The organism is Methanosarcina sp. 1.H.A.2.2, from assembly GCF_000979975.1.
Taxonomy (GTDB): domain Archaea; phylum Halobacteriota; class Methanosarcinia; order Methanosarcinales; family Methanosarcinaceae; genus Methanosarcina.
The window spans coordinates 17,907-42,457 of record NZ_JJQL01000015.1; the positions used below are offsets into that span (position 1 = coordinate 17,907).

Consider the following 24,551-nt stretch of genomic DNA (forward strand, 5'->3'; position numbering starts at 1 on the left):
CCTGTATCTTTAGTTCAGACTATCATTGTGGAAGGGATCTTGTTCTTTACAATGGTGGGAAATGTGTTGATTTCATATTTTATAAAATCGTGTATATCTATTTCCTTTAAAAACATAGAAATTACGCCTTAGTTTAGTTTATACTTTGAATTTTGGAAGTGGGATACGGTGTAATTTCTGAAAAACGGATGTATTAGAATGAAAAACGGTATTACAACAAATAGTGTCGAAAATCTTTTCGACTTTGAATCGTCCTCTGCTAACGCAGATGAAACACCTGTAGAAATGCATATGCTTAAACAGTCCAATGATCCCATCAATAGTGTTGTGCCTCCGGAACTTCTCGAAAAATTGGTTCAAGAAAGAGTTGCACAACAATTGGCGCAGGAACAAGAAGATCCAAAGAAAAAATACTTCGATGGGAACACATTTGTCCCTATGCGTCTTGCCCAAGAGATCTTGAGGAAACTTTCAGTTGTCACATTGAGTGACACAAAGGAAATCTACGTTTACGATAATGGAGTTTACAAAGAAGGCGGAGAATACTGCATAAGGCAGCTTGCTCAGGAAAAGCTGAAAGACAAGGCAACCACATACCGCTTAAATGAGGTCGTAAACTACATCAAAAACGATAGACATGTCATAAAAAGCCGAGAAGATCTAAACAGGGAAACAAGAGTCATCAATCTCAAAAATGGATTGTATGACTTAAAAACTGGAGAATTCAGGTCACATACTCCAAAGTTCCTGTCAACTGTACAGGTTCCAGTAAATTATGACCCTAATGCACATTGCCCTCTGATCGATAAATTCCTGTCTGAAGTCGTATCCGAAATGGACCGAAAAGCACTGCTGGAGTTTGCTGGATATGCATTAATTCCAGAAAACAAAATGAAAAAATCTTTCATGCTCTTGGGTACTGGAGATAATGGAAAGACAGTATATTTAGAATTCCTAAGAACGTTTATAGGAGAAGAGAATGCTTCTTCAGAAAGTCTACAGGATCTAACTAATAACAAGAACTCAACTGCCAACTTGTACGGAAAACTATTGAATATAGCTTCAGATATAGGTGACTCCAAACTATATCAAACAAACATATTTAAGGCTCTTACCGGCGGAGATAAAATTCGTGGGGAAAGAAAGTTTCAAACTGCATTTGACTTTGCAAATACTGCCAGATTAATCTTTGCGGCTAATAAACTACCTGGGCCAAAGGACAAAAATGACAATGCATTCTTTAACAGATGGATCCTTATAACATTTCCAAATAAATTCAAAGGGGAAAATGCGGATGAAAATCTGTTGGAGAAGCTAACTGCAGATGAGGAACTTTCAGGGTTCCTTAACGAGGCTATGAAGTCATTAAAAGAGCTGTTAGCTAAGGGTGAGTTCTCAGACGGCAGGACTGTCGAAGAAATCAAGAGAACATACATGGTAAACAGTGACAGTGTTTCGGCTTTTCTTGAGGAATACGTTGAGATGGGTACAGGTGGAACGGTGTACAAAAAGGAAATGCATCAGAAATACATCGAGTGGTGTCCACCTGGTGTAAACCCGGCTTCAAATAGCAAGTTCGGAGAACAGCTTGGGGATAGGGGAATTAAAACTGGTAGAGACCCTACTGTAAATGAGAACGGCAAAAGAGATTATTATTGGGTTGATGTTTCAATCATAAGTTAAAACAAGTAATCGCTCTGTCCGTCTGTCTAGGCAATCTTACACTCTATTATATTATTTATTATTTTATTTTTTAGAGAAGTGTATATTTGCTTAGACAGTCAGACATAGAATTCTATAAAAACATTATATAAGGTGCTGTGTCCTTCATGCATATCATTTGTTATCATGAAATGATGATTCGATATGCAATTCTATTAAGGTTGTAATTGTTTACCACAGGAAAATTACAAAGATATTTTTGAGGATGCCCTTGAAACCCACAGAACCCACCTCAACATAACCACACGGATTTTCCACACGAACTTTCCAGGATGCCAGTATACAGATTTTTTCCTTATTATTGTAGAGGCAATAAAATCGTATCTGGACATTCTACATGCCATGTTACCTGTTTACAGGTTGTTGCCTGCTTGCAGGTCAGATGCATGTCAGACACATGTTCATTTAAAGGCTAAGGAGGCGCTGGCAACACACAAATATCTAAGCATGTTAGCAGACATGATGTGTGTTCATGTTAAATTCTATATCTGCTACCAGTGCTTCTTCCAAGAAGAATCGCATCTGGACATGCGAGACTGCTTCGCATTAATGGCATGTAGTCATGTTGTTGCTTGCAGGGCCTTCTTGACATTTTCTATCTTTTACAGTAGGATAAAAACAAGCTTGACAGCCCTTATCATGAAATGATTATGTTATACACTTTTATTAAGCTACTTAATTATTTCTCTAAGAATATTAATAATATGTTCGTCAGTTCCCAGGGCCTTCCCAATACCGACTCACTTCTTTTTGCGTGAAATCTCCAGGATGACCGTGGAATTATTTTCGGTTTTCAAGTTCGGAGGGGTCTATCCTTGGCAGGCATGATACCCTATATTAATCGGGAAATACTAACCACGTGTGACAAGTAAACTTGTTTTTAAATCAAGCATACCTGATTTACATATAATCCAAGCATTGTAAGCCACACATTTTTAGGTCCAATAAGTATTTTTGAGCATTCGATTATATATATAAACTGGTTAATATAATAAATCCAATTAGATAAAATTAAATAAGATTGCCCATTTTTATAATAATCTTCAATATATACATCAAAGATCTTGAAATTAGTGTTTGACTGCCCCATTGATGCCAAGCCCATATTAATAAATCGTACCGATTTGGGCATGCGATTCTGACGGAGATTGTTTAGTAGGCTCTGCGATGGATACAATCGAGCACATCGACACGATAGTTGAGCACTATCAGAATAAGACGACTCACGTTTGAGCTGTCCTTATCTGACTTATTTTGGAGGGATACGATATGGATACACGATTTGTTGTAGTTCTATCAACATTATTAATATTAATATCAAGTGTTGGAGTAGGAGCCGCCGCTGAGATAATCGTTCATAATGGTGAGTCTATCCAGGCTGCTGTGAACAGTGGTGGTAATGGTTCTGTGATTATCTTGGAGCCTGGCACGTACAATCAGAATGTTACTATCAACAGTGATTTGTACGATATTACAATAAAGTCTTCGACTGGAAATCCAGATGATGTTATAATTCAAGTCACTGAAGTATATGGTTTCACATTTTTCATAGAACATGAATCTGGGCCTATAACTTTTAAAGGTATTACAATAAAAGGTGTTGGTGATGACGCATATGCAATTTATGGTTTCGATGCTTATAGTGTCACGGTTGAAAATTGTAAAATAATTAATCAAAATTGTGGCGTTGTATCTGGTATGGTTGGTACAATCGATATTATAAACACTATATTCATAAATTGTAAATCAGGTATAGGGGTTGGAGAATTTGTAGCCATATCTGGGCGTGATAACACATTCATAGACTGCGGTGAAATTGTTTCACGCGCCGAAGATGACATGGCAACAGTAGAACTTACAAACAGTAAAATAATAAATACAAAAGATCAGCCACCTGCAAACAATGCCACGCCTGTAGATGACCCGGTGGAACCCACGGTGCCTGTCTCTGAGCCTACAGAACCTGTCTCGAATCCCACTCCAGTAGAAACTCCAATAGAAACTCCAGTAGAAGATACTGGAAGTAGTTCAGGTGGTAGCTCTCACAGTAGCAGTTCTGGATCATCTGGAGGCGGTGGCGGTTCTCCTGAGCCTGCCAGTAATGTCCAGGTGAAAGACACAAGTAAAGTCTTCATCCAGAACGACAAGCCGGTGACATTCAACTTCACGAATCATGTAACGACTGTAGAGTCTATCAGCTTCACTTCTAAGAAAACGATGGGCAAGACGACGGCAATCACAGAGGACCTGAAAGAGAAGTCTACTATTGTTCCGGACCTTCCTGAAGGGCTTGTCTACAAGTCTTTCAACGTATGGGTTGGTAATGCCGGATATGGCAGCTCAGATAACATTCTGAACGCTTCGGTGAGTTTCAGGGTGGACAAGTCATGGATGCAGGAGAATGACATAACTTCCGTTAGCCTGTATGAATATGATAAAGAATGGGTAAAGCTTCAGACTACTCAGGTTAGTGAGGATGAAGAATTCCTGTACTTTACAGCAGATGTCAAAGGCTTTTCTTCATTTGTAATCATCGGGAAATCTACACAGCGGGTCCAAGAAGAAGATGAGAAAATCACTGCTGAGAACCGGGCTGTTGGAGATATCCAGGAAGGTAGTGAAACTGAAGAAGCAGAATCAAATCCGAAGGGGAACACCCTGTTAAGCATTGGGATTGTCACAGGGGCTCTCCTGGTTGGAGCATTTATTCTGAAGAGCATGAAGAAGTAAGGGAGTCAACTACCACTCCCTTCCATTTTTTCTATTTATTTTTATGAGGTGTAACTATGGAAAATAATGCCCACATTGCAGCTGTTCTCTCATTCTTAGTGCCAGGTTTGGGCCAGTTGTAAAGGGAACCGGGTCATATTCTTCTGTATTACTTTATACTTTTAGTTATAATGTTTGTGGGTTTTGGAGCGTTGCTAAATAGTTCTACAGGCTGTATATTTTTTGTGCTTGAAATCAAAGGCATTGCAATTTTACAATGAACAAGACATCTGTATTAGTTCACAAAATTGAGTTCAAAAAAATACTACAAAACGTATCCAGTAGCAACACTTTTACGAGTGGTTCGGTAGGTGTAGACGGCAGAACATTAGGATTGATGGTTAGAAAAAACGTAATACGTATAGCGGGGTTTGATAGAAAACACCAGAGACATATTTATAAGATATCAGTACATGAACAAAAGAAGGTACTGAGCATACTAGGTGAAGTTGATGAGCAGAGTCGTAAAGCGAATTGAGGAGATTCCCGAAGATATTTATAGTCAAATTCCTAGTTTAATATATAATAAATGGAAACCGCAGTTTAGATATCTTACAAAACATCATGCAGAATTGATTAATAAAAAGTTACGATTGCCAACTGAAGGTGAGTGTGTGCGGTTCAAAGATTCATATGCTAATATATATTTAAATAAAGCGGACGATGATCCATTTGATTTAGAATACACCTTTACATTCAGATTGAATCTCAACAATTTTAAGTTGGTATTGCGTAATTTTTTCAAAGAGCATGATATAGATTTTGATTTCGATTTGTTTTACGATAAAAGTAGATTTTTATCGAATGTTAGTGCTGAACTTAGTTCAATGTTGGCATTAAACTTAACAATTTCTATTGCTATAAAATATATAGAGTTCGTTGACCACGCTATACTAAAAACAAAAAGTGACATAATCGAACTATGAGGAGTGTATTATGCCATCTGTAATCGCCCTAAAAGATTGTCTAGGTAACACAAAAGAAAAACAAAAAGATCTATACTTCCTTGTGAAAGAAGAAGACTTTCCAATGGAAGGTGTAATAGCCATCCAGACACAGATAAAACAATTCATAAAAGAAACTGATGAGTATACCAGAGATGATCTTATAGCGATTGTCGAAGAAGTTATAGATGAATATTATGGCACACTCATTCCATTTAAGTTGTATTTAGTCTCTTATTAATTTAGTAACTATTCAGCCCAGGCAAAACAACATCAATTGCCATCTTAATTAAGATTCAATGGGCAAATTTCTGAGAGTTAATTTTATTAAATTGTTAGCCATTGATCACTTTTTTCATTTCTCACCCGTTAGTAATCAGACTTCTCTGTTTCGTAAAAATCAATATCAATTTAGTTACTAATTTTTTCGAATTTTTAACTTTATATGTTTTTTGAGTACATTGAGCCCGAAGTCTTCACGATTTATGTTGGGGAATGACGCTCATCTTTCAACACGTTCATTAAATACCATTTGAAATGTGTTCTGTGATAGTTCTTTAGATCTATGAGAACAGTTTGTGAAATTTTATGAAAACAGTATGAGTAAACTCTATGATTTTAATCCATGATATTGGAGAAAGAGTGTGAATTTAATTTTTAGTGTCTAAGACATCGATTGTTGAGTTAATTAACTGAAATTGCGAATGAATTAGCGATTTAGAGATCTTGCACCTATTTTATGCAATTAATTTAACCAACTGAATAAAGTCCAGAAGATCTCCTGTAATTTTATACTTTACCTTTCCTTTATATTCCTATTTATCAGGCTTTTAAAGATTACTTACACTTTATTTTTCTCCATAATTATGTTCATTTCACTAGCAATAAATTGGGGTAGGAAATGTCCATAATATTCTTTTCTTGCCCTTTCTATCATCTCTTTAATCTCTTCTGTGCTGTAATTTTCTTTGATTACATCAAGTATTCCCACTTGCGCAAATATTTCTGGATTAATTATTTCTTCGGCATTCATACTTTCATTCTCCAATTCCACAATTTCTCTTGTATTTTCAGTTTCAGAATTCATTTTTACTTCAATTTCAGGATCTTGAGATGTTATGTCTTCAGAATCTTCACAGTCTATGTTGAGTTCTGTAGAGAGATATAATCCAAGATTAACCTCTTTAAGACCATAATAGCCTCTTTCGAGTCGGATGAATCTTCCGTCCAATCTTAGCGAACGAAATATTCCTGTATAGTCTCTAGGAGCTTTTCTTCCATTTAGCTCATAATATCCCGCCTCAATAAGAAGTTCTTTTATCTTCTTATAATGAAGTGGTTGTTTATACAGTAATAATAGTTTATATATCACGTCTTCTATGGGTCCCGAAGGATCAATATTTTTGATATTTCCTTTCATTTTTCCTCCTTTATATTTTTAGTTTTAAACACCATTTTATCTCTGGCATTTCAATGGTACATAATGATAAAGATATAAAAAAATTTTCAATTTTGATAAGTATAATTATTATTGGAATAGTTTGTCTAATAAAGGATAAACTAGTTTCTGGAAAAGCGGAGTCCCATTTTTCCGAATCCCTAAGTTTATTAGTTTCTTACTGTCCGAATAGGCAATAGTTATCGTCAAAGCGAGTTTCTACTCCCATAATGCAGGCAGTCTTGCAATTTCGCTGAGTGTATTCGACAACTTCAGAGCCTATCTGACATTTTCTATATTTTATAGTAAGATTAAAACAAGAATCGCAATTCTGTATGAAACAATCAGGAGTACTCATAGGGCAAAAAAAGTTAGTGACTTTTGAATGGGGGGCGTCTGCAGTTATTGTTTAGTCTGATTTTACTTTCTTAGAATTCCCCATTCAGTGAGCCTCTTTTCAATATCTCGCATTTCATATTCGGTGAATGAAAGACTCTGATAATGCATAAGAGATGTTATTGGATCATGCCCTTGTCGAGAGTAGATTTCAATTTCTGGAATTCCAGATTTTAGCATCCAGCTTTCTATGGTCTTCCGAGGAGTCTTTGGCCCTACTTTTGGATCTATTCCTGCTTTCTCTGACCATCTGGCTAAATCTCTATTCCACGAACTTCTTTCAGGTGGTCTATGCCCTTCACAGAATTGCTTGAAGATATAAGGGAAAGTTGAAGGCAGTCTATCTATAGTTCTCTTGATTTGCTTCTGCTTCGCCTTCTTCTGAGCCTCTTTTGGCAGAATAATCTGGTTTCGCTCTTTGTAATACCAAGCAGGATTATCATAGAGCCTCTGCAGCTCTACATACCTTACTCCCGTTATTGTGTTAATCTCAAAGATGGCCCTCTTTGATTCGGGGATTGCCTGTATAAATTTGTCATACTCTTCAACCGTGAGAACTTTTGTTCCGTCTCCAGTAACAAGACCATTTTCCATGTCAAGTATTATAGCAACAAAATACTAAAACATTGCTATAATCAATTTTGCAGGTATGAAAAACTGCAAGAAACAACCCTGAAAATAGAAGAAACAACAACATTTTACGGTAAAACGTTGCTACCATAAATAGAAGCTGAAATGAAAAAATTGCATATCCAATTTCAAATCAAAGAGGATCAACCAACAATGAAACTGCTCACATGGAACATCAATCATCGCACATGCAATAAAAAAATTCCCTATCATATGGCTAAGGCAATTGCCTCACTAACGCCGGATGTCATTGTACTTACCGAATATGTGCCTGGCTCGTCACATCAAATATTCATTGAACAACTTGATTCATATGGATTCACACATCACTTTATGTCGAAGCGGGCATTAAAAGAAAATCAAGTATTCATCGCCGCAAATACGAAACTGGAATGTGGGAATATCTTAGCTCCGACGAATATTGATAAATCACTCCCATCAAATGTGCTTCATGTTCTCCTGCCGGAGAAGGGTTTCAATATTCTTGGCTTGCGTATGCCCGATTACAGCAAGCTGCCCAAAATCAAACGCCAATGCTGGGACTGGATTCAGAAGATCGCAGAAGAGAATGTGGATCTTCCGTTCGTGATCATGGGCGATTTCAACACCGATCCTGTCGACTCAAAAGCAAAGTGCGGCGATCGGATAAACCAACTCAGGGACAATGGCTGGCAACATTCAATGCCCAGCTCAGGTGCAAGTTACTGGGCCATTAGAAATGGTAGTGGAAGGCGGCTTGACCATGCTTTTGTCAGCAGGCATTTTGACGTTATGGCTACAGAATATATCTCCGAATCAAGTAGCTATGTATTCGCAGGGAAGAAATCTGAAGCAATGTCAGATCATGCAGTCCTGTTAATTGAAGTTAATATGAAATCCGGTGGTCAATGAGCGTTTAGGACATGGCTAGAGATTACATAAGAGGAAATTTATGAACCACTTGCTTATGCATTCAGATGGCATGTATTCTCAATTGTTCCCTCAGCTGCTCAATTGAAAATTTAGCTTTATGCAGCATAGAATGGCAATTGGGACATACAGGTCTTAAATCATTGATAGGATCTACTTTATATTCTTCATTAATTTCATTTAAAGGCTTTAGATGATGAACATGAATATATCTACTTCCAATATCTCCATAAACTTCTTCAAAATCGAATCCACACACACTGCATTTAAAGCCATATTTCTGGAGGCATTTTTTCCTGGCAGTTGGATTCCTTTCATAAGCATTTACTGTAATTTGTTTTTTTGCACCTTCATACAAATTACTACTTTCTTCAGAAGATATCTCTTCTGCGATTTCTGCTTCACCATAATTTGGAAAAGGAATACTTCTTAATCCAAGTTCATGCTTTAAATAATCCAATAATTTATCCGAATGCTTCGGCTGGCTTTTAATGTTTAACCATGTATATTTGTTTGCAAGTTTTTCCAAATAATTAAAATGTAGATCCCTTACTATAGGCCAAATATCTGAATCCTTATTGGAAGGAGTATAGTATCCATTCATTGATGGAACCGGTTTATACTCTGAATAATCTCCAGTCTCCCAGTGCCATAAATCACTTTCATCTAATAACTTCCATAGGTCCTTTCTTTCATTTAACAATTGTTTATCAAGAGCCAACCAAATTCTTTTTTTGTGAACGGTAAAAACAATGAGATTGCCAACTAGGAGACGAACACCCTCATCATAGTAATATGCACCCCACTTGTTACTACCATATGAGTTAGCTTTTTTGAGTGCTTCAAGGAATAAAGGCAAACAAATTTTTCTATATTCTCCATCTGGAAGAAGTGAATTCATTGCTTCGTTAGTTTTATCAATATCAGAGTCGGTCATAAACTCCTCCAAAACAGTCGATTAATTCTGGCCTATGTTTAACATCGTTTGGAATCTTCTGCAGGTATTTCTGAAATAGACTCAAATTCCACAATTTTTTCTTTTCTCCATCCAGAAATTGGCAAAGGAGATTACAGACCAATCTATCACCCTTCAGTTAAAACTCGATAATTCCAATCGTGCCATCACATCTGTAATATATGTACCCGCTTGTACTCAGTTTCTTTAACGCTTTTTCAACTTCCCACTCAGGGATCTTCGTATGTTTCTTGATGTTTTCGATTGTGAGAATCATGCCTGTCTCATTGAGTTCCTTAAGCTCTCCAAGTACTCGAACCTCATAAGGAGTCTGTCTGTACAGTTCATCAATATCGACTGTCGCTGTTACGACAAACTTTGTCTGGGTCATTAAATCTGCCCATAAAAACTTACCCTCATTCAAGTTCTCAAGGGTCACATTTGTTTGAGTATCAAGGCGAGCAAAAGCAGTAGTTAACTTCGGTATAACAGAACCAATATCTTGTTGGTATGGCAATGCATCTGCGTGAATGATCTCTTCCATAACGAAATACATTGCTTCGTCTATCCGTCTCTGAAGCTTGTCTGAGATCTGAGGTTGGAAAAGCAATGCATCGAGCATGAATCCTCTCGCCAGCGGTAATGAATCTATTAGTTCATCTTTGTACGAGAGGTAGCTTCGGAATTCCACATCCAATGGCATTGGGATATGGATAGGTACTTCCTTGATATTGAAATATGCCAAGTTAACTTCCGTACTGTTCACAGGACAGGGCTGCTCAGGCGTTTCCAGAGATTTATAAAAATTCGGATAAGTTGAGTTCCTGAACTCTTTCGGCACAACATTGGCAACCCGCTTGAATATATTCCAGTCACTCCGTCCTATGTCCTTTCCCATCACGATGGTGTTAATTCCACCGGGTTCAAAATCAAACAACTGTGGGGATGATACACAGTACAATCCCATAGCAAAGGCGATATGTTCCCAGAAATATTTCTCTTCCTTGCTGCTTTTCTTCGCAAATGGAATTGCCATGTAGTCCAAAAACTCTTCTTTGTTCAACAGCCTATTGCTTCGGATTTTGTTTGGGTCCACAAACTGCCAGCCGGACACATATTTAATCATCGTTGACTGGATCTCGTTATTTGCAACTTCATCAAATTTTTCAGTCTCACTGACAGTTGCTTCTATGAGCTGTCCTTTTGGTGGCAGTTCGCATGTTCTCCTGTCCCTTATAACGTAGATTTCATTGCGTGGATCGTTCAAAAATGGAGACGGGTCAAGACAGAAGATTCCATTCTTCTTGTCAGTGTACCTGACGTAACCCATGTTGTCTTTCTCGAAAATAAGTTGATATTCGCTTCCAGACAATTCATATCCGTACATCCGATTTTTCAGCGGTACATTTGCCATGACTTCTCGCTTTGCTTAATGAATGCACCTGACCTAAGAGAGTAGAAAAGAGTTTCCGGATTGCGGTCTGTTTTTCGGGTTGGTTTATTGTGCCTTCATGCCCTCGATGTCAGGACTTCCTTCCTGCAGATAAGTTAACTGACTTTACTTGTAATAATCTGAAATCACTTTATATAAAAATCTTTTTAAATTTGGTTAAATTGTAGGGCTTGAATCTGACTTCTCAGGTCTTTAAAGTAGGTTCTGACAAGCTTTAGAAATCCTGGAAGTGAACAAAAGGAAAATAGTGTATGTATACCACGTAAGAAGCAAAAAGAATGACTTAAGTAATCCAGTTGGTTTATTAATCTCTTACCGAATCGGAGAAACTAAACCATGGCAAAATTGATCCCAATTATATTGTTAATATTGTTTGCAATGTCTTGTATTGGATGTACTGAGAAAATCCAGACTGATGTAGATAACAGCGAAGGAAATCAAACACTTGCGTCCACATCGGTTCAACCAGTGATAAAAGAACATACTTTAGACGATGATATCAAAGTAACAGTCTTGAAAACAACCTTTCTAAACAAACTCAAAACTGCAGACCCGGGATGTTTTTTTGTAATCGCAACTATTGAAATGAACAACACTGGGAACACTACTTATAACATAAATCCTAATATGTGGGCGTTGGAATGGGATGAAATGATGTACAGTCCAGATATACCAGCTACCTACGCTGATGGAATAAATCATCCTCAGACAATAGCGGACAATGAATTATTAGTGAGTCCTGGTGGGCATAAAATATTCCAAATCGTTTATCAATTGCAGAGCGCCTTATCCACGGAGCCAAATCCTGAATACAGCATAGTTTATTTGGGGGAATAATCCCCTTTTTTTATTTTGTCTGTTTTAATTTACTGCTTTCCTAGATCAAGATTTCAATATGGACAGCTTGCTTACTCATGTTCTCCTCAGCTTCTCGATCTGTTCATCCTTTGCGTATCGAGCGAAATCACCAGGGTCACGGTATTCAAGAAAAAGTTTTGCAAGATACTGACGGGGGGTTCTGGTTGCTATATACCGAAAAATAACTCTCAATTCGGCTCAAGTTACCGTACTGAGTACGTACGGACAAGCCTAAAAGAAAGCATGGGAAACAAACTTCTTACCAATTAATATCATGAAAGCTTTTTACAATCTCATCTAACCGTGTCAATCTCTATAACTTATTGTGAGAAGAGATTCATTCTCTTTTCCAACTTGCCCTTCAGATGGGCTAATCTTCTGTCATTTCAGTCTCAAAAACACCATTTTTCCACTCACCGATCCTCGAAGAAGTACGTACTAAACATGGCAAAGTACGGAAAACCGTACCTACCAAGTACTGTAACCTCAATAACCGTCATCTTCCTCCTTCAAAATCAGAAAGGAAGTTCCTTTTCCCTTCCTCTTCTTGCCCTTTCTGACATTGTCAGGATACAGCTCTACGACTTTCTCCATTATTGTTTGAATCATGGCTCTGCTGCTGGACCTCTTCACGAGTATACGGCACTCTTCGGAGACCGATTCAGAGCTAAGAAATAGATAAATTTCTGAGGATGTGAGCATCTTCCCAGCCATATTAGGCTTTGTGTTCTGCAACTCCTCCATTACCAGTTTTGCCCTGACAACTGTTTTATTGCCGCTCAGAAGGGAGTTTTCACTCCTTGGCACGTTTCCTTCAATAATCTTTTTTTCGAGCTCTGAGAGGCGCTCAGGAAGTGGAATGAATGTTTTTCGTTTATTCTGGGGATTCATCATCCTTTCGTGGTCGTCCATTTCTTCCCAGTCCAGATCTATATCCACAAAATGAGTCTTTGCACTTACCCCGAGGTATCCTTCCAGCAGATCCAGCCGTTCGAGGAGGTTGTGCTCTTTTGCAATTACCCGAGTGATGATCCCTTCAATTTCCATCCTTACGGTGGGATGGTTCAGCAGGCTCTGTAGTTTTTGGACTTCAGGATCAATTTCTTCCAGCAGGCTTACGTATGGCTCGACCATCACCCCAGAATCATTGGAATAGGCCACAGTACTCACCCCTGCAAAAGGTAGATATTAAATCAAGGCAATTGTTCTGCTGTAGAGTGAGTTGCGAATCACTGGTTGGCACTTTGTGTATTGGTAATTCACTCAACATCTTGTTCACCTCTTAGGGCACTTTTCTGAGTGGTCGTTTTTTCAGGTTGCGATTTTGAGGTCATTGTTATCCTCCTTTTTCGGTAATGATTGGAGTAGTCATTACTCCCCTTATTGTAAGCATATTGTAGTTCTATTGTAATATGGCAGCAAACTATATAATATTGACTACAATAGTAATACATATGTAATAAATACTCTCATATTAGGGAACGGACATTGTATTACAATGGTAGTATGACTCAAAAAAGGAAGACGAAAGTTCAATCCGTTGCATTAAATGAATATCTCTTAGAGGGTGCAAATGCATTAGTTAAAGCTGGCAAATTCAGCTCTATTTCTGATGTAATCACTACTGCTCTGACAGAGTTTCTTACCAAGTACGAAGCAAAACAAATTGAGAAGTCTACAAGCGAAATAAAAGGTAATGAATTGCTGCTTAATTCTATACTACAAACCGAGGAAGGACAAAAGTTGTTTGCTTCTTTTTGTAAAGGAGAGTTGCAGAAAACTCAGGATAATTCACAAAAGGTCCTGGAATAAGCAGGTAATGAATAATTGACTGTAGAAGTAACATTTGATACTTAATAGAAGTTAAGGACATTTCCACGTCAGGTGCAGATCGGGCAGAGCCTGTGTTCATGCAGGACTCGGATATAAAGGTAATAGATTCTTTTGCAAAGGCTAAAAACATATCACGAGACGAGGCTGCCCAGGTTTTAGTTCTTCAGGGCATTAAGGATAATTCCTGAAGCCTGAGATTTTTAGGGATCGTTTTGAGAGAGACTCTGATATGAATTCATTGAAGACTTGATGAACTCATGTTAACTCAACTCAAAGACAGTGGCAGTACATTCTCGCACGATTTGTACAGCCGGATACATTGCAAATAAATCAAGAATGAAAGGTATATGTAGCAAGCCATATAAACTGAAATTCAGTAGAAAATAAAGAATTTAGGCTTCGAATCTATGCTATATTTTGGAGATGCTCTTACAGCAACAGTGCCTTGGTGGCTTAGGGGTATAGCGCGTAATTGGTTAGGACTAGGTTGCCGGGGCCGTAAGGCAAAAGCGACGACAGGAGCACCTGAAAATCCCGCCCGAGGCTTAAAAATATTTTTAGGGAATATGTGGGCTACAAGTCCACCTCCCACTATACTTTTCTCCTGTGTGAATAGAACAATTTCTACGGAACTTTTTTTTGAATATTACCCAACAGAATTGTAACAGTTCAGGCGAATTTTCAGGACTCTTTTTCTGGGGTGTGCGTATCAGAATGATGTTGGGAAGGATCGAAACATGGAATGAACCTCATTTCCCTACACTCGTCCTTACCAAAGACGCGCTGTGGCAAGGCATGTATTCAGTTTTATTGAGGCACGCTTGATTACACACATATGCCTCATGTTTGTAGACGAGCCCCTCAATCGAAACTAACACACCAAGAACAATCCAAAAAAGCAACTGTTACACTTTGCCCATGTTTCCAGGGCGAACCCATGGAAGCCATGAGTAATTTCCACGTAGGGATTTTCAAAGGTATATCCTGCGGGTCAGATACTCAATACTTGACATTGACCCCCCCCTTTGTCAGGTCAAGTATTCAGGATTATGTCAGGATCCCTTAAAAACTGAAACGTCATTCATTTAGACTGCTTGAGTACTTGAATGCGAGTATCCAGTCGCTCGATATACGAGCGATGAATTGTATTTTCACCCGGTGTCCTCATCCTTACCAATGACATGCTAAGCCATAGAGCTTTATGTGATGTTTGTGGAAATAATCCTTACTTTTTTGTGCATGTTTTAGCGCAAACAGGAGTCTACAGTAGATATTTAATTGCAGTTTTTTCATCTATATCCGGATCAAAGGGTTCTTCCTCCCAAAACCACAACCCACTTTTCGATGATCATGACCCTAAAAGAGATGTTTACACTGGTTTCAAATGGGCTTAAGGCTCATGGTATTGTAGTCTCGGACATAAAGATGATGCAGAACACTGCAGAATTTATCCAGTTCAGGACTAGCTTCAGCAACTGGGTAGGTCAGATTAACATCTATTCGTCCAAGAAAAATGGGTTTACCATCGACATGTCCAGGTTTGGAGATAACCCCGAATCTGCAAAAATCATAGAGCTTATCCAGAACATCGACCTGAGCGAATTCAAGCATAAGATTACAATTCCTACCATCTGCCTGCAGCGGCTGTCCGAGGTAGTAGCTTCCCAGGCTTCGGAAAATGTAATCAGTAACCCAACCGTCTCGGAGAAGTTTCCCCTGTTCTGTATAGGAGCAGATGAAGTTGGAAAGGGCGGAGCATGTGAGACTCTGGTCACAGCTGCATTCTGCATCGATAATTCACTGTCTCAGGAAGCAATGTCCATCCTGAAGCACATGGTTGCGGATTCCAAGACCCTGACTGATGGCAAGATCAGGCAGGTTGCTCAGCTCATTAAGAAGTACTGTGCTGGAAAGTATGTAATTCACACGTATAACCCATGCGAGTATAATGCAATGTATGCAAAGTACGGCAACCTGAATGTTCTCCTTGCCCAGGCCCACGCACGCAACATTGCAGAAGCCGTGGAACTGATCAACATCGAGTGTCCAACTGTCGTCGTCGACCAGTTTGCAAGTAACAATGTTGTGTCTGAAGCCCTGTCTCAGAGAAATTTGTTGAACAAAGTAAACCTCATCGAGACCACCAGGGCCGAAGAGAAGTCTATGGCAGTAGCTGCAGCATCCGTACTTGCCAGAGATGCATTCCTGAGTGTCATGGACGAGAGGTCCAAAGAGATTGGAGTTACAGTTCCCAAGGGAGCAAATATGGTAGGCAGCTTCCTGGCCAGAGTGCACAACAAACACGACATCGGAGAAGTAGCAAAGCTTCACTTCACTCCCGTAAAGGAATTTATGAGGGGGAAATCTCGCCTCCTGTAAGAACAAAAGCTATCCCGTCAAACCCAGAAAGAAACAAAATCAAACAATTCAAACCCTTATTAAATATGTAAAAAAATCTCTTCCGTTTGATATCATCACCTGTTTCCTGGCATGGGGTTATCAAAGTCCGGTCTGCCAAAGCACGGTGGCAAAATCCGGGTTGAAAACAAAGTTGGAGAAGGTAGGATTTTCACATTTTTGCTCCCCCTTGATCCGAAAGATCATATAATGATCGGGGATAAAAGACAGACAGGGAATTTGTTCCTGTCTTCACTTATATTACTTTTAACTGTCAAAGTTGGGATGCAATTAGCCATATAAGCCGTGTGGCTGTCGAAAATTGTGGGGTTTTGTTACATGTTAAATTGCCGGAAAGCCGCAGGAGTGGAGGGTGGTATTCTATTCAAACCGGAAAATGCCGTAAGTTACAAAAACTACCCTCTCAGCTTACGTTTGTTTTATAAAAAAGTAGCTATAAAATTAAAGCCGCATATTACCCTTATACGAGTGTACAAAAATCACAAAAATAAAAACGTAATTAAAAATAAAGAGTGATAAAAATAAAAACGAAACAAAACTTGAAAAGTAATAAAACTGTAAAACATCAAACTTAAAAATTAACATCAATAAAAGAATAATAAAAATTACGAAGCAATAGAAGTTAGAAGAAAATAAAATGGGAAGAGCCTGAAAATATGTTTCAGAGGCTCATGCACTAACATCCTTTCTGAGGATGTAAGCAACCATTTCAGGGTTCAGTTTGCTTTCCCTTGAGACTTTTTCTTCAATAGCCTCAGTGGATTTACCTTCAATCTTCAGTTCCTTTATCTCCTCAATTATAGAGGTAGGAATACGGTAATATTCGTTTATGTCCTTTCTGTGGCCCCAGACATCTCCTTCTATGAGCTGGATACGCTGCATTTCAAGGAACATTTCTATGGACTTTGAGACCGTGCGCCTGTATGATTTCGGTAACTGTATAACCTCAATCTTCGGGCAGTTCTCGACCAGGGAAAAAATGTCCTTGTTCGAAGGCCTAAAAGCCAGATGAACTATTCTTTCGTTTGGATTTAAAGTAAAGATTTCTTCTCTAGAACTCACAACCCTTATTTTCAAAGTTTGTCCTCCCTATTTATTGATTTTTTTTATTTGATAGTAAAAAATTCTTCATTAAATATTTTTCTATAATTACAGGATTTATTTAGAGAGAACTAGTATTTACATTCTTTCATTTATTTTTGTATATTTTATAAACCAACAATATAAATCGATATGAGTAGCACATGTTAATTTAGCAAATGAATAAATAGTCACTCAGACATTCTGAAAAGCATGAGGAACAAAATCAACAAAAAATCAGAATATTATCAAAACAATATTTGTTTTGTCGCAGGTCAGGGCATTTTCAATATTTTGTTATGTAACTTGATAAATTCCAGCTGAAACCGGCATATTATGAATACATTCTTTGGATCTCTCATTTGCTAAAGGTCTCAATAGATCCAATCCTCCACTTATTTACTATTATAAAGTTATGGTTAAACTGAGAATATATATTCAACTATCCAGATATATTCAACTATCCGGATTATACATATATAATTCCTAAAATGTGTTAATTTCCAGCTAAAACTTCAGCGAACTCTTATAGTCTCCTGGCATTTTTCAGAACCGAATTTTTCTGTATTCAATTGGACACTCTTTTTTAAATAAAAGAAGGGTATCTGGAGAAAACTGAACAGGTATCGGTTTTCCCTGGATCTTACTTTAGTCTGTTATCTATAGAACAATCTTTAATAAAGTTATCCATTTAGTACAGTAGTTCAGAAGAGCTACAGTGTCAGGAAGAACTACAGGAACTGCAGAACCGAGAATAGGGTTTGAAGAATATAATGGGTAGCGGATGATGAAAAGAATGTTGGGGAAGTGAACGGGGTTCATCTCCAAGCTAAAGCATAGGAGCTTTCGCCCTCCTTTCTCGGAAGGAAAATCCACTTAAAATAGAGTGGTACTGCTTCGGGAAGAGATAGAAAAACTTCACCGAAGAAAACCAGCACCTTTTTCAGTCAAATTGAAGAACTTCAAGAAAGCATCGGCACAACAAATTTAGCTACTCCATAAAGAAGTAACAGAAGCAAAAGCTGAATGAAGATCACATCAAGATAGTAACCTTTTGCCTTCATTCCGTTTGGTCTGTCATCCTCATTAGTCGGCTCTTGTTTCCTTTTTTTCGCGCCATTGTCGCCTATCTGAGATTTCATTCCTTCTATCACTTGAGACCACCTTGAATCCGATTTTATATCCTTTTTGAGTATATACAACTCTTTAGTCGCATCATCTTCAAATTGTAGGGGTAAAAGTAAATTTCACATATTTACTGAAAATTTAAGAATTTAACAAGGTATGAAAAACATGCTCAAAAGGCACATTCAACTTCACAAATGTACGATAGAATTGTTGCATATTTTTCTGATTGGAAAATTCTCCCTTGAATTTAAAGATGATACCTTTAGTCTGATATTCATTTACTCTGCAATCAACCCGGAACTATTACTGGTACGATGAAATAGTAGACTATACACAGGATCACAATGAACAAAATGTGCATAAAAACCAGATCTACGACCCAGGCACTTACCCTAAACTTTCCCAAATTAGTTTTCCTCCTCAATTGATTATCTGGTTCTCGTTGATGTACAGGGGGTGACATCAAAAATTATATTATACTAAATAATTTTTTAAAGTTCGCGAGTTGTAGTAGATTCCAGTTAGTTAGAACACAATCCTATAAACAGTCGAGAAATACTGAAATTAATTATCCCTTCAAAATTAAATAAAACAAGACTGTAAAAAATATACAGTTTTTGTACAGTTCATATATGCAAAACTGCTTTTCACCTCACCTCCGATATTTAATCAACCTGATCTATATTATTCTAGATTAGTGGACAAGAAAGCCATCCTCCCTAAGCCTTTTCTGGCAGGAGTGTGGTAGCTTCGACCTCTGAAGCGATAAATCTTAATCCCATTATTATTGCGCAGCAGTAGGGGGAATTACGAACTAACCCTATTTTTATTACCTGAACTGGTAAGTCAGCCCGGAGCATCAGAAATATACCTATTAATTGCAAACCGCAAATTCGCCACCAGGCAAATTACGAGGGGGGTCATAAATATTCTCTATTTAATATAGTACATATTTTTTATATTATCTTCTGGAGATAATATGATTTAACTTATGTAAATATTTTATATAAATCTTTCTAAAAATTATTAGAAACTAAATATAGTATGATATAAAAAATAGATTTTTAATAATAATAGTAATTTTTTGAAAAATGAATTTTATACACTCCTTAATTTATTTATTTGCTCAGAAGTTACTTGAAATTCCTTTCTTTTATTAATCCCATAGCTTACAGTTGTCCCAAAAAGACAGCTAAAAAACGATACTTATGGACATACCTCCTCATCTATCTGTGTAATCCCCCTAGTATCACATCAACAGTAAAAGGTCGTATAAAATTGATTGCAACTATTTAGAATCACTAAATCTTTGAGGATTGACGCGACACTAGAGTATGCTTTCTTGTCAGTTTGAATACCTCTTGTATGATTAGTCTTACAGATCTGAACTCTTTCGATCTGCTTATTAGCTCTGTGAACTACCCCCACCTGTCAGGCTAACACCTGCCGAGGAAGGGGACTTCCCGCCTGAGCGTTAAAAGATATGTTCAGAACTTGTTTGCCTTCGTAATGTCACAGCCAGCAATTGCGGGCCTTCGTGACATTATACCCAGAAAGTTCCACTTTGTCGGTTTCCGCGTCAATATAAACAAGATTGGAGATACTTGAATAGTACGTAAAAAGCGCTCTCCCCCACTTGATAGCACTATCCTCATAACTTATCAGGGTAGTTCCATCAAACCTTCCTTTCTTGTCAAAAAGCCAGAGGCTCATGAACGTGTCCGTAACAACCAATGTAAGGGGGCCAATGTGACCGCTACGAATGGAAATGGTCATATTGTCATGAGAAATAAAGCATTTAAATTGATCGGGGAACTCTTTCAAGAATTTGTCAAAAATCTGCTCCGTAAATACACATGAGATTTTTAAATTGTTTTGCAGGGTTTTTGAAAAAATATCAACAGTTTGAGGTTGGAAAGTGGAACTGGCCATCATGATATATTTAGAGTTCAGGATATTTTCGACAAAAGTAGGATGAAACTCGAACAGGCTTCCACGGTCCGCTTCCAGCAGTTCACAGTGCGTCAGATTGCCTATGCATTTTCGCATATGGTAGGGGACATCACTGAGATCCCGCGCCTCCCAGTACTCATGGTTCTCCACATAAATATTTATGAGATTAAGGAAATCGTCAAGTTTTTCAACTATCAAAGCCCCCATTTCAGACAAACTGTATACATCTGTCTCCGGATTATAGATAACAATATCCCACTTAAGAAGTTTTTTGATCTGGGGCATCAATGCACTTGAACTGATACCAAGGGCTTCCTTTAGATCGTCTATGTTCTGGGGCCCTTCATTCAGAAGTAAGACCAGCACATTTTTCCTTTTTTCAGATAAAAATATTGTATTAATAAGACTAGATGGGTCCACTCTCAATCACCATAGAACCTAATACGAATCTGGAGAAGTCGTATGACACATTTTCAAACGAACGTCTAAGACGCCTATAATTACACCAACTTTTGCATTTAATATAATGTTAATGAATCCAATAATGCCACATGATCCCTATTTATAGAGTTGAAGTTCAAAGACTGTGTGTGATTATAGTCCTCACAGTAAAAATCAACACTTCCAAAACTAAGCAAGATGCATATAATTTGTGTCTAACAAGTGAGATTAATTCATGAGTTTACTATAACTACAGACCCAAAACATTTCCAACGTGCTCTTTCAAACATAAATTACATAATATTAGCATGATGGGACATAATATATAAACAGAACTATTTATAATACATTCGGCAGAGGTTAATATAATTAGAGAGAGATCGTTTCAGATTTATCTCCCATGAGACCCAATATATTCCAGTGAACCTCCTCCATATTCAATATTTCGGATTATATTTTCCCTTCTTTCTGAGTCCTAAGTTCTGTATTTCCCTGGAAATTGAAAAATATCCATCTCATTGTAGGTCTTTTTGTTGGCTTCCCTTTTTGATATGATAACTCTCTGACTACGCAATTATTTTTAACCCATACAAAACAGCGAAGCGTCAAAAATAATAAAATCGGTTAGTGGAGACTATGCACAAATTTTACTTCAGGACTTTACAATACTGAAATTTTTAGATTACATGCTCAAAAATATAATCAGGATAGATGAAATGAAGGCTTTTCTTGTGAAATATTAAGGAAAAATAGAAAATGAGTGAGAGTAGTCATTCGGACCTACAGCAAATCGGAACTACCGAATAATCCTTAATAAGGATGACGTTTTTGGAATTGGTTTTAGAACCTTAAATCCGAATTTTTGTAGGGAATTCACTAAATTCAACTTTTTTATAAGTAAATTCAATCCCTATGCATGCGATTTTAATGAAAAATAAGCAAAATATCTAGTCCTGTATTATAGGAAGTATACATTGGTCATCTGTGAAGGAATTTTCTTGCATGAGAGCTATCGATTTTGTACCCGATGTCTGCCTCAAATTTTGCCCAATTTACCTAAAATCGACGCATTCTCCATCCCTGCTTGGTTAAAATTTTGAACATATGTTGTGGAAATGGATGCAATTTATCATGATTCCTCACTTAACCGAAGACGCATGAGGAAGTATATTAAATGTATATTTTTTGATAATCAAGTCAAATGAGATTGAAAATTAATTAATTTCCCATAAATTGAAATATGTAGTTTTCATGAAATTGAAGGCTAAATGAAAGCTTTGAAAAGACCCCACTTAAAAAATGTTAGAAGGGGACTGAGAAATAGGAGAAAGATGCACAAGTGAGGGCACAAAAACTAACGAAAAATACTATGGTTCTATTTTTTTGAACATTTTAAAATATATAATTATATAATATGACCACAAAGATTATAGAATGTGTGTAAATAATTTAAAAATGAAAAGAGGGAAGAGGCAATGAATTAAAAATTCTGCGATTCCTTTTCTATTAACCCTTTGACTATTGTTTACGGCTCCGATTTATTTCGGAAATAAGAGTTAATATCAGATTTGTGGAAAATTTAAACATTGCTTGAGATTCCCACTTACTTTTTCATCGAGTATGCGGCTAAAAGGCAGAGCCCAAGTACACCTGCCAGGATCCCGAAACCAGGAGATTTTGCTGCAGTTCCATCTCCTTTCTCTTCATTTTCTCCTGTGGATATTTCATCTGCAGGAGTTTCGCTCCCGACATCTCCTTCAAATTCCGGAGCAATTTCAATTGTTTCAGGTTCATCCTCCGGAATTTGGATTTCCCCGTCTACAAGAGCCGCTTCTACGACCACACATTCAATGTTAACCGCTTTGGCGGGGTAGATATAATATTTCCCGGTTCAGGCGTCGTCCACATCTGAAGTGGTAAAGTAAAGGTCGTCCGTGAGGGATGTGATATCGTTCATGTTCAGGCTAATGGAGTTTTCGTTCTTGAGGAAGATTTCATCAGCTTCGGCTCTTGTGCACTCAAATACTCCAATGCTGTAGTCGGTATCTATGGTCTGGACTTCTTCTTTATCAATGAGCCAGGTGTATTTCAACCTCACAATACCGTCTGTTGCTGACTGGAATACCTGGTCTGCATACGTGACAAAGTATACTGCATCGTCTTGGCCTGCAAAATCCGCGCTTGCTATGAAAATCCTTTCGTCGCTGTCCTCCCCGGTATCCGTGTTAAGGATCTCTGAGTCGAGATCCTTCCCGTCTTTCAGGAGAGCGAGCCAAACCTTGTTCCCGTCAACGTCTACCTGCTTGCATTCGAGGGTGTATCCGGCTCCAAGGTCCCAGGTCTCGCCTGCCCCGAGAGTCTGGACATCGTCAGAACCCTGCTCAAGGAGGAGTTTTGTAATGGTGGTCGCGTCCCCATCAATTGCAACGTACTTTTGCCCTAACCAGGGAAGAAGGGTATAGCTGCCGTCTTCATCCACCAAAACCCCGCACTTGCTCATGGCTTTGTACTGCTTAACATAGGGACTTGTGGAGTAGATCAGTTCCCCGTCGTCAATGGTATTTTCATTATCGATACCAAGAGGCTCGGCGTTCTCACCAGCGGAATTTTCATAGTATAAGCGCTCGGTCCAAGACTTGTTATTGGTGAGGTCTGCGTACATGGTGCCCCAGTTTGTGGCGTCCCAGGAAAGTTCATCCGAACCGACAGCAAAGATCTCACCAGGGATTTCAACTGAAGCTGCCAATCCGGGAGAAATCAGCAACATAAATGCAGCGAGCATAAAAATAGTAGGAAACACTCCATATTTTTTCATGTATATGTTCTCCATTTTTAATTTTTTGCCAGAGAATTTTTTTAACTTTTCAAGTAGGAAACAGGTTCATAAAAATCGGGCAATTTGTCACTCAGGAGGTATTGGTTACCATTTCTAACTCTAAACGTATGATACAGGTATAATCGGGAAATGCTCCCGTATCCGGAGGTTGGGGAACAGGAGCATTAAAACCGATCATTTATGCCGCTGGCCTCAGATACAATGCCTCATTGAACCGGTAAAATGGCGAACCGGGCCGGAAGCACTGGGAAATTAACCCGAAGCCAGCGATGGCTGCGATGACCCCCTTTTTCGCATGGAGGTTTGAAGGTGCGGGGCACCGAACCTATTTCCAGAACCAGGGGCCTTCACCAAGCATCCGTAAGCCAGGTAATGGCAACACCTGGACGGAACCGGGGAACTGTTCCCGGGATTCTGTGAATATAGACACAACATTCTTGTGCAGCCACAAAAATGGCAAATATGCGGCTGCGCAGTGGAGTTGTTGCAGGCCTTACTGCTCACTTCGGGGGGATGTATGATAACAGTGCCCTCTGAGAGAGGGATGTGACGAGCACCGCCATCAACGTGATATTTGGGGTGTATTGGGGTATTTTTGATATTAATAGCGACTTTACAGCCCTTTTTTTCAATTCGTTTTGGGGACGTTTTTCAATTAGTTTTTAGGACGTTTTTCAATTAGTTTTTAGGACGTTTTTCAATTAGTTTTTAGGACGTTTTTCAATTAGTTTTTTAGGACGTTTTTCAATTAGTTTTTTAGGACGTTTTTCAATTAGTTTTGTAGGACG

19 protein-coding genes and 1 pseudogene are annotated in these 24,551 nt (G+C 38.2%); 9 read left to right on the top strand and 11 right to left on the bottom strand.

Translation table 11 applies throughout. The features are described 5' to 3' along the window. Nucleotides 1-198 precede the first annotated feature (198 nt). The 4 genes from EO93_RS02555 to EO93_RS02575 all read left to right on the top strand — a co-directional run bounded on the left by EO93_RS02555 (nt 199) and on the right by EO93_RS02575 (nt 5,676). Complete coding sequence (locus EO93_RS02555; protein ID WP_048161024.1) at nt 199-1,683, top strand: phage/plasmid primase, P4 family; 1,485 nt, start codon at nt 199-201, stop codon at nt 1,681-1,683. 1,308 nt (nt 1,684-2,991) lie between these two features. After that, the gene (locus EO93_RS16440) at nt 2,992-4,452 is read left to right on the top strand and encodes a PGF-pre-PGF domain-containing protein (protein WP_052735367.1); all 1,461 of its coding nucleotides are present in this window, start codon (nt 2,992-2,994) and stop codon (nt 4,450-4,452) included. A 491-nt stretch (nt 4,453-4,943) separates the two neighbouring features. Next, complete coding sequence (locus tag EO93_RS02570; RefSeq protein ID WP_048161026.1) at nt 4,944-5,417, top strand: hypothetical protein; 474 nt, start codon at nt 4,944-4,946, stop codon at nt 5,415-5,417. 10 nt (nt 5,418-5,427) lie between these two features. Beyond that, nucleotides 5,428-5,676, top strand: coding sequence for a hypothetical protein (locus EO93_RS02575; protein ID WP_048161027.1), 249 nt, complete (start codon nt 5,428-5,430; stop codon nt 5,674-5,676). 600 nt (nt 5,677-6,276) lie between these two features. On the opposite strand, the gene EO93_RS02580 is transcribed toward EO93_RS02575, so the two are convergent. Both EO93_RS02580 and EO93_RS02585 read right to left on the bottom strand, forming a co-directional pair. Further along, nucleotides 6,277-6,855, bottom strand: a complete 579-nt coding sequence (locus EO93_RS02580; RefSeq protein ID WP_048161028.1) for a hypothetical protein — start codon at nt 6,853-6,855, stop codon at nt 6,277-6,279. A gap of 438 nt (nt 6,856-7,293) precedes the next feature. Further along, a complete protein-coding gene (locus EO93_RS02585) occupies nt 7,294-7,863 on the bottom strand; it encodes a tyrosine-type recombinase/integrase (protein WP_048161029.1) in 570 nt (189 codons plus the stop codon). 141 nt (nt 7,864-8,004) lie between these two features. On the opposite strand from EO93_RS02585, the gene EO93_RS02590 reads away from it, so the two are divergent. Beyond that, nucleotides 8,005-8,790, top strand: a complete 786-nt coding sequence (locus tag EO93_RS02590; RefSeq protein ID WP_048161030.1) for an endonuclease/exonuclease/phosphatase family protein — start codon at nt 8,005-8,007, stop codon at nt 8,788-8,790. A gap of 61 nt (nt 8,791-8,851) precedes the next feature. Here EO93_RS02590 and EO93_RS17855 read toward each other — a convergent pair whose 3' ends face one another. After that, nucleotides 8,852-9,745 (bottom strand): HNH endonuclease, encoded by an 894-nt coding sequence (locus EO93_RS17855; protein WP_200898073.1) that lies wholly within the window; start codon nt 9,743-9,745, stop codon nt 8,852-8,854. Nucleotides 9,746-9,902: 157 nt separating this feature from the next. Beyond that, nucleotides 9,903-11,177: a hypothetical protein gene (locus EO93_RS02600; protein WP_048161031.1), complete on the bottom strand. Its 1,275-nt coding sequence runs from the start codon at nt 11,175-11,177 to the stop codon at nt 9,903-9,905. A gap of 375 nt (nt 11,178-11,552) precedes the next feature. On the opposite strand from EO93_RS02600, the gene EO93_RS02605 reads away from it, so the two are divergent. Then, complete coding sequence (locus EO93_RS02605) at nt 11,553-12,053, top strand: DUF4352 domain-containing protein (protein WP_048161032.1); 501 nt, start codon at nt 11,553-11,555, stop codon at nt 12,051-12,053. A 507-nt stretch (nt 12,054-12,560) separates the two neighbouring features. Here EO93_RS02605 and EO93_RS02610 read toward each other — a convergent pair. Beyond that, a complete protein-coding gene (locus tag EO93_RS02610; protein WP_048161033.1) occupies nt 12,561-13,235 on the bottom strand; it encodes a hypothetical protein in 675 nt (224 codons plus the stop codon). 327 nt (nt 13,236-13,562) lie between these two features. Between EO93_RS02610 and EO93_RS02615 the strand changes: the two genes are divergently transcribed. From EO93_RS02615 to EO93_RS17860, 3 genes are all read left to right on the top strand, one after another. Continuing rightward, complete coding sequence (locus tag EO93_RS02615) at nt 13,563-13,886, top strand: hypothetical protein (protein ID WP_048161034.1); 324 nt, start codon at nt 13,563-13,565, stop codon at nt 13,884-13,886. A gap of 1,365 nt (nt 13,887-15,251) precedes the next feature. Further along, complete coding sequence (locus EO93_RS16445) at nt 15,252-16,286, top strand: ribonuclease HIII (protein ID WP_052735368.1); 1,035 nt, start codon at nt 15,252-15,254, stop codon at nt 16,284-16,286. 111 nt (nt 16,287-16,397) lie between these two features. Then, nucleotides 16,398-16,607: a hypothetical protein gene (locus EO93_RS17860; RefSeq protein ID WP_200898074.1), complete on the top strand. Its 210-nt coding sequence runs from the start codon at nt 16,398-16,400 to the stop codon at nt 16,605-16,607. A gap of 387 nt (nt 16,608-16,994) precedes the next feature. On the opposite strand, the gene EO93_RS02635 is transcribed toward EO93_RS17860, so the two are convergent. From EO93_RS02635 to EO93_RS02655, 6 genes and pseudogenes are all read right to left on the bottom strand, one after another. Further along, nucleotides 16,995-17,402, bottom strand: coding sequence for a DUF1699 family protein (locus tag EO93_RS02635; protein ID WP_048135963.1), 408 nt, complete (start codon nt 17,400-17,402; stop codon nt 16,995-16,997). 965 nt (nt 17,403-18,367) lie between these two features. After that, complete coding sequence (locus EO93_RS02640; protein ID WP_048135965.1) at nt 18,368-18,559, bottom strand: hypothetical protein; 192 nt, start codon at nt 18,557-18,559, stop codon at nt 18,368-18,370. 1,486 nt (nt 18,560-20,045) lie between these two features. Continuing rightward, on the bottom strand, nt 20,046-20,852 hold the full coding sequence (locus EO93_RS02645; RefSeq protein ID WP_052735369.1) for a winged helix-turn-helix domain-containing protein: 807 nt from the start codon (nt 20,850-20,852) through the stop codon (nt 20,046-20,048). A gap of 444 nt (nt 20,853-21,296) precedes the next feature. Then, nucleotides 21,297-21,476, bottom strand: a pseudogene (locus tag EO93_RS16705) (IS1634 family transposase); the annotation flags it as partial. A gap of 1,054 nt (nt 21,477-22,530) precedes the next feature. Next, nucleotides 22,531-22,770, bottom strand: a complete 240-nt coding sequence (locus EO93_RS02650; RefSeq protein ID WP_048161037.1) for a hypothetical protein — start codon at nt 22,768-22,770, stop codon at nt 22,531-22,533. Nucleotides 22,771-22,818: 48 nt separating this feature from the next. Continuing rightward, a complete protein-coding gene (locus tag EO93_RS02655) occupies nt 22,819-23,742 on the bottom strand; it encodes an S-layer protein domain-containing protein (RefSeq protein ID WP_052735370.1) in 924 nt (307 codons plus the stop codon). Nucleotides 23,743-24,551 lie beyond the last annotated feature (809 nt).

Bases quoted from the DNA above. Each gene is read 5' to 3' on its own strand.
- EO93_RS02555 (WP_048161024.1), top strand. From the start codon at position 199: ATGAAAAACGGTATTACAACAAATAGTGTCGAAAATCTTTTCGACTTT.
- EO93_RS16440 (WP_052735367.1), top strand. From the start codon at position 2,992: ATGGATACACGATTTGTTGTAGTTCTATCAACATTATTAATATTAATA.
- EO93_RS02570 (WP_048161026.1), top strand. From the start codon at position 4,944: ATGAGCAGAGTCGTAAAGCGAATTGAGGAGATTCCCGAAGATATTTAT.
- EO93_RS02575 (WP_048161027.1), top strand. From the start codon at position 5,428: ATGCCATCTGTAATCGCCCTAAAAGATTGTCTAGGTAACACAAAAGAA.
- EO93_RS02580 (WP_048161028.1), bottom strand. From the start codon at position 6,855: ATGAAAGGAAATATCAAAAATATTGATCCTTCGGGACCCATAGAAGAC.
- EO93_RS02585 (WP_048161029.1), bottom strand. From the start codon at position 7,863: ATGGAAAATGGTCTTGTTACTGGAGACGGAACAAAAGTTCTCACGGTT.
- EO93_RS02590 (WP_048161030.1), top strand. From the start codon at position 8,005: ATGAAAAAATTGCATATCCAATTTCAAATCAAAGAGGATCAACCAACA.
- EO93_RS17855 (WP_200898073.1), bottom strand. From the start codon at position 9,745: ATGACCGACTCTGATATTGATAAAACTAACGAAGCAATGAATTCACTT.
- EO93_RS02600 (WP_048161031.1), bottom strand. From the start codon at position 11,177: ATGGCAAATGTACCGCTGAAAAATCGGATGTACGGATATGAATTGTCT.
- EO93_RS02605 (WP_048161032.1), top strand. From the start codon at position 11,553: ATGGCAAAATTGATCCCAATTATATTGTTAATATTGTTTGCAATGTCT.
- EO93_RS16445 (WP_052735368.1), top strand. From the start codon at position 15,252: ATGATCATGACCCTAAAAGAGATGTTTACACTGGTTTCAAATGGGCTT.
- EO93_RS17860 (WP_200898074.1), top strand. From the start codon at position 16,398: ATGGGGTTATCAAAGTCCGGTCTGCCAAAGCACGGTGGCAAAATCCGG.
- EO93_RS02655 (WP_052735370.1), bottom strand. From the start codon at position 23,742: ATGAAAAAATATGGAGTGTTTCCTACTATTTTTATGCTCGCTGCATTT.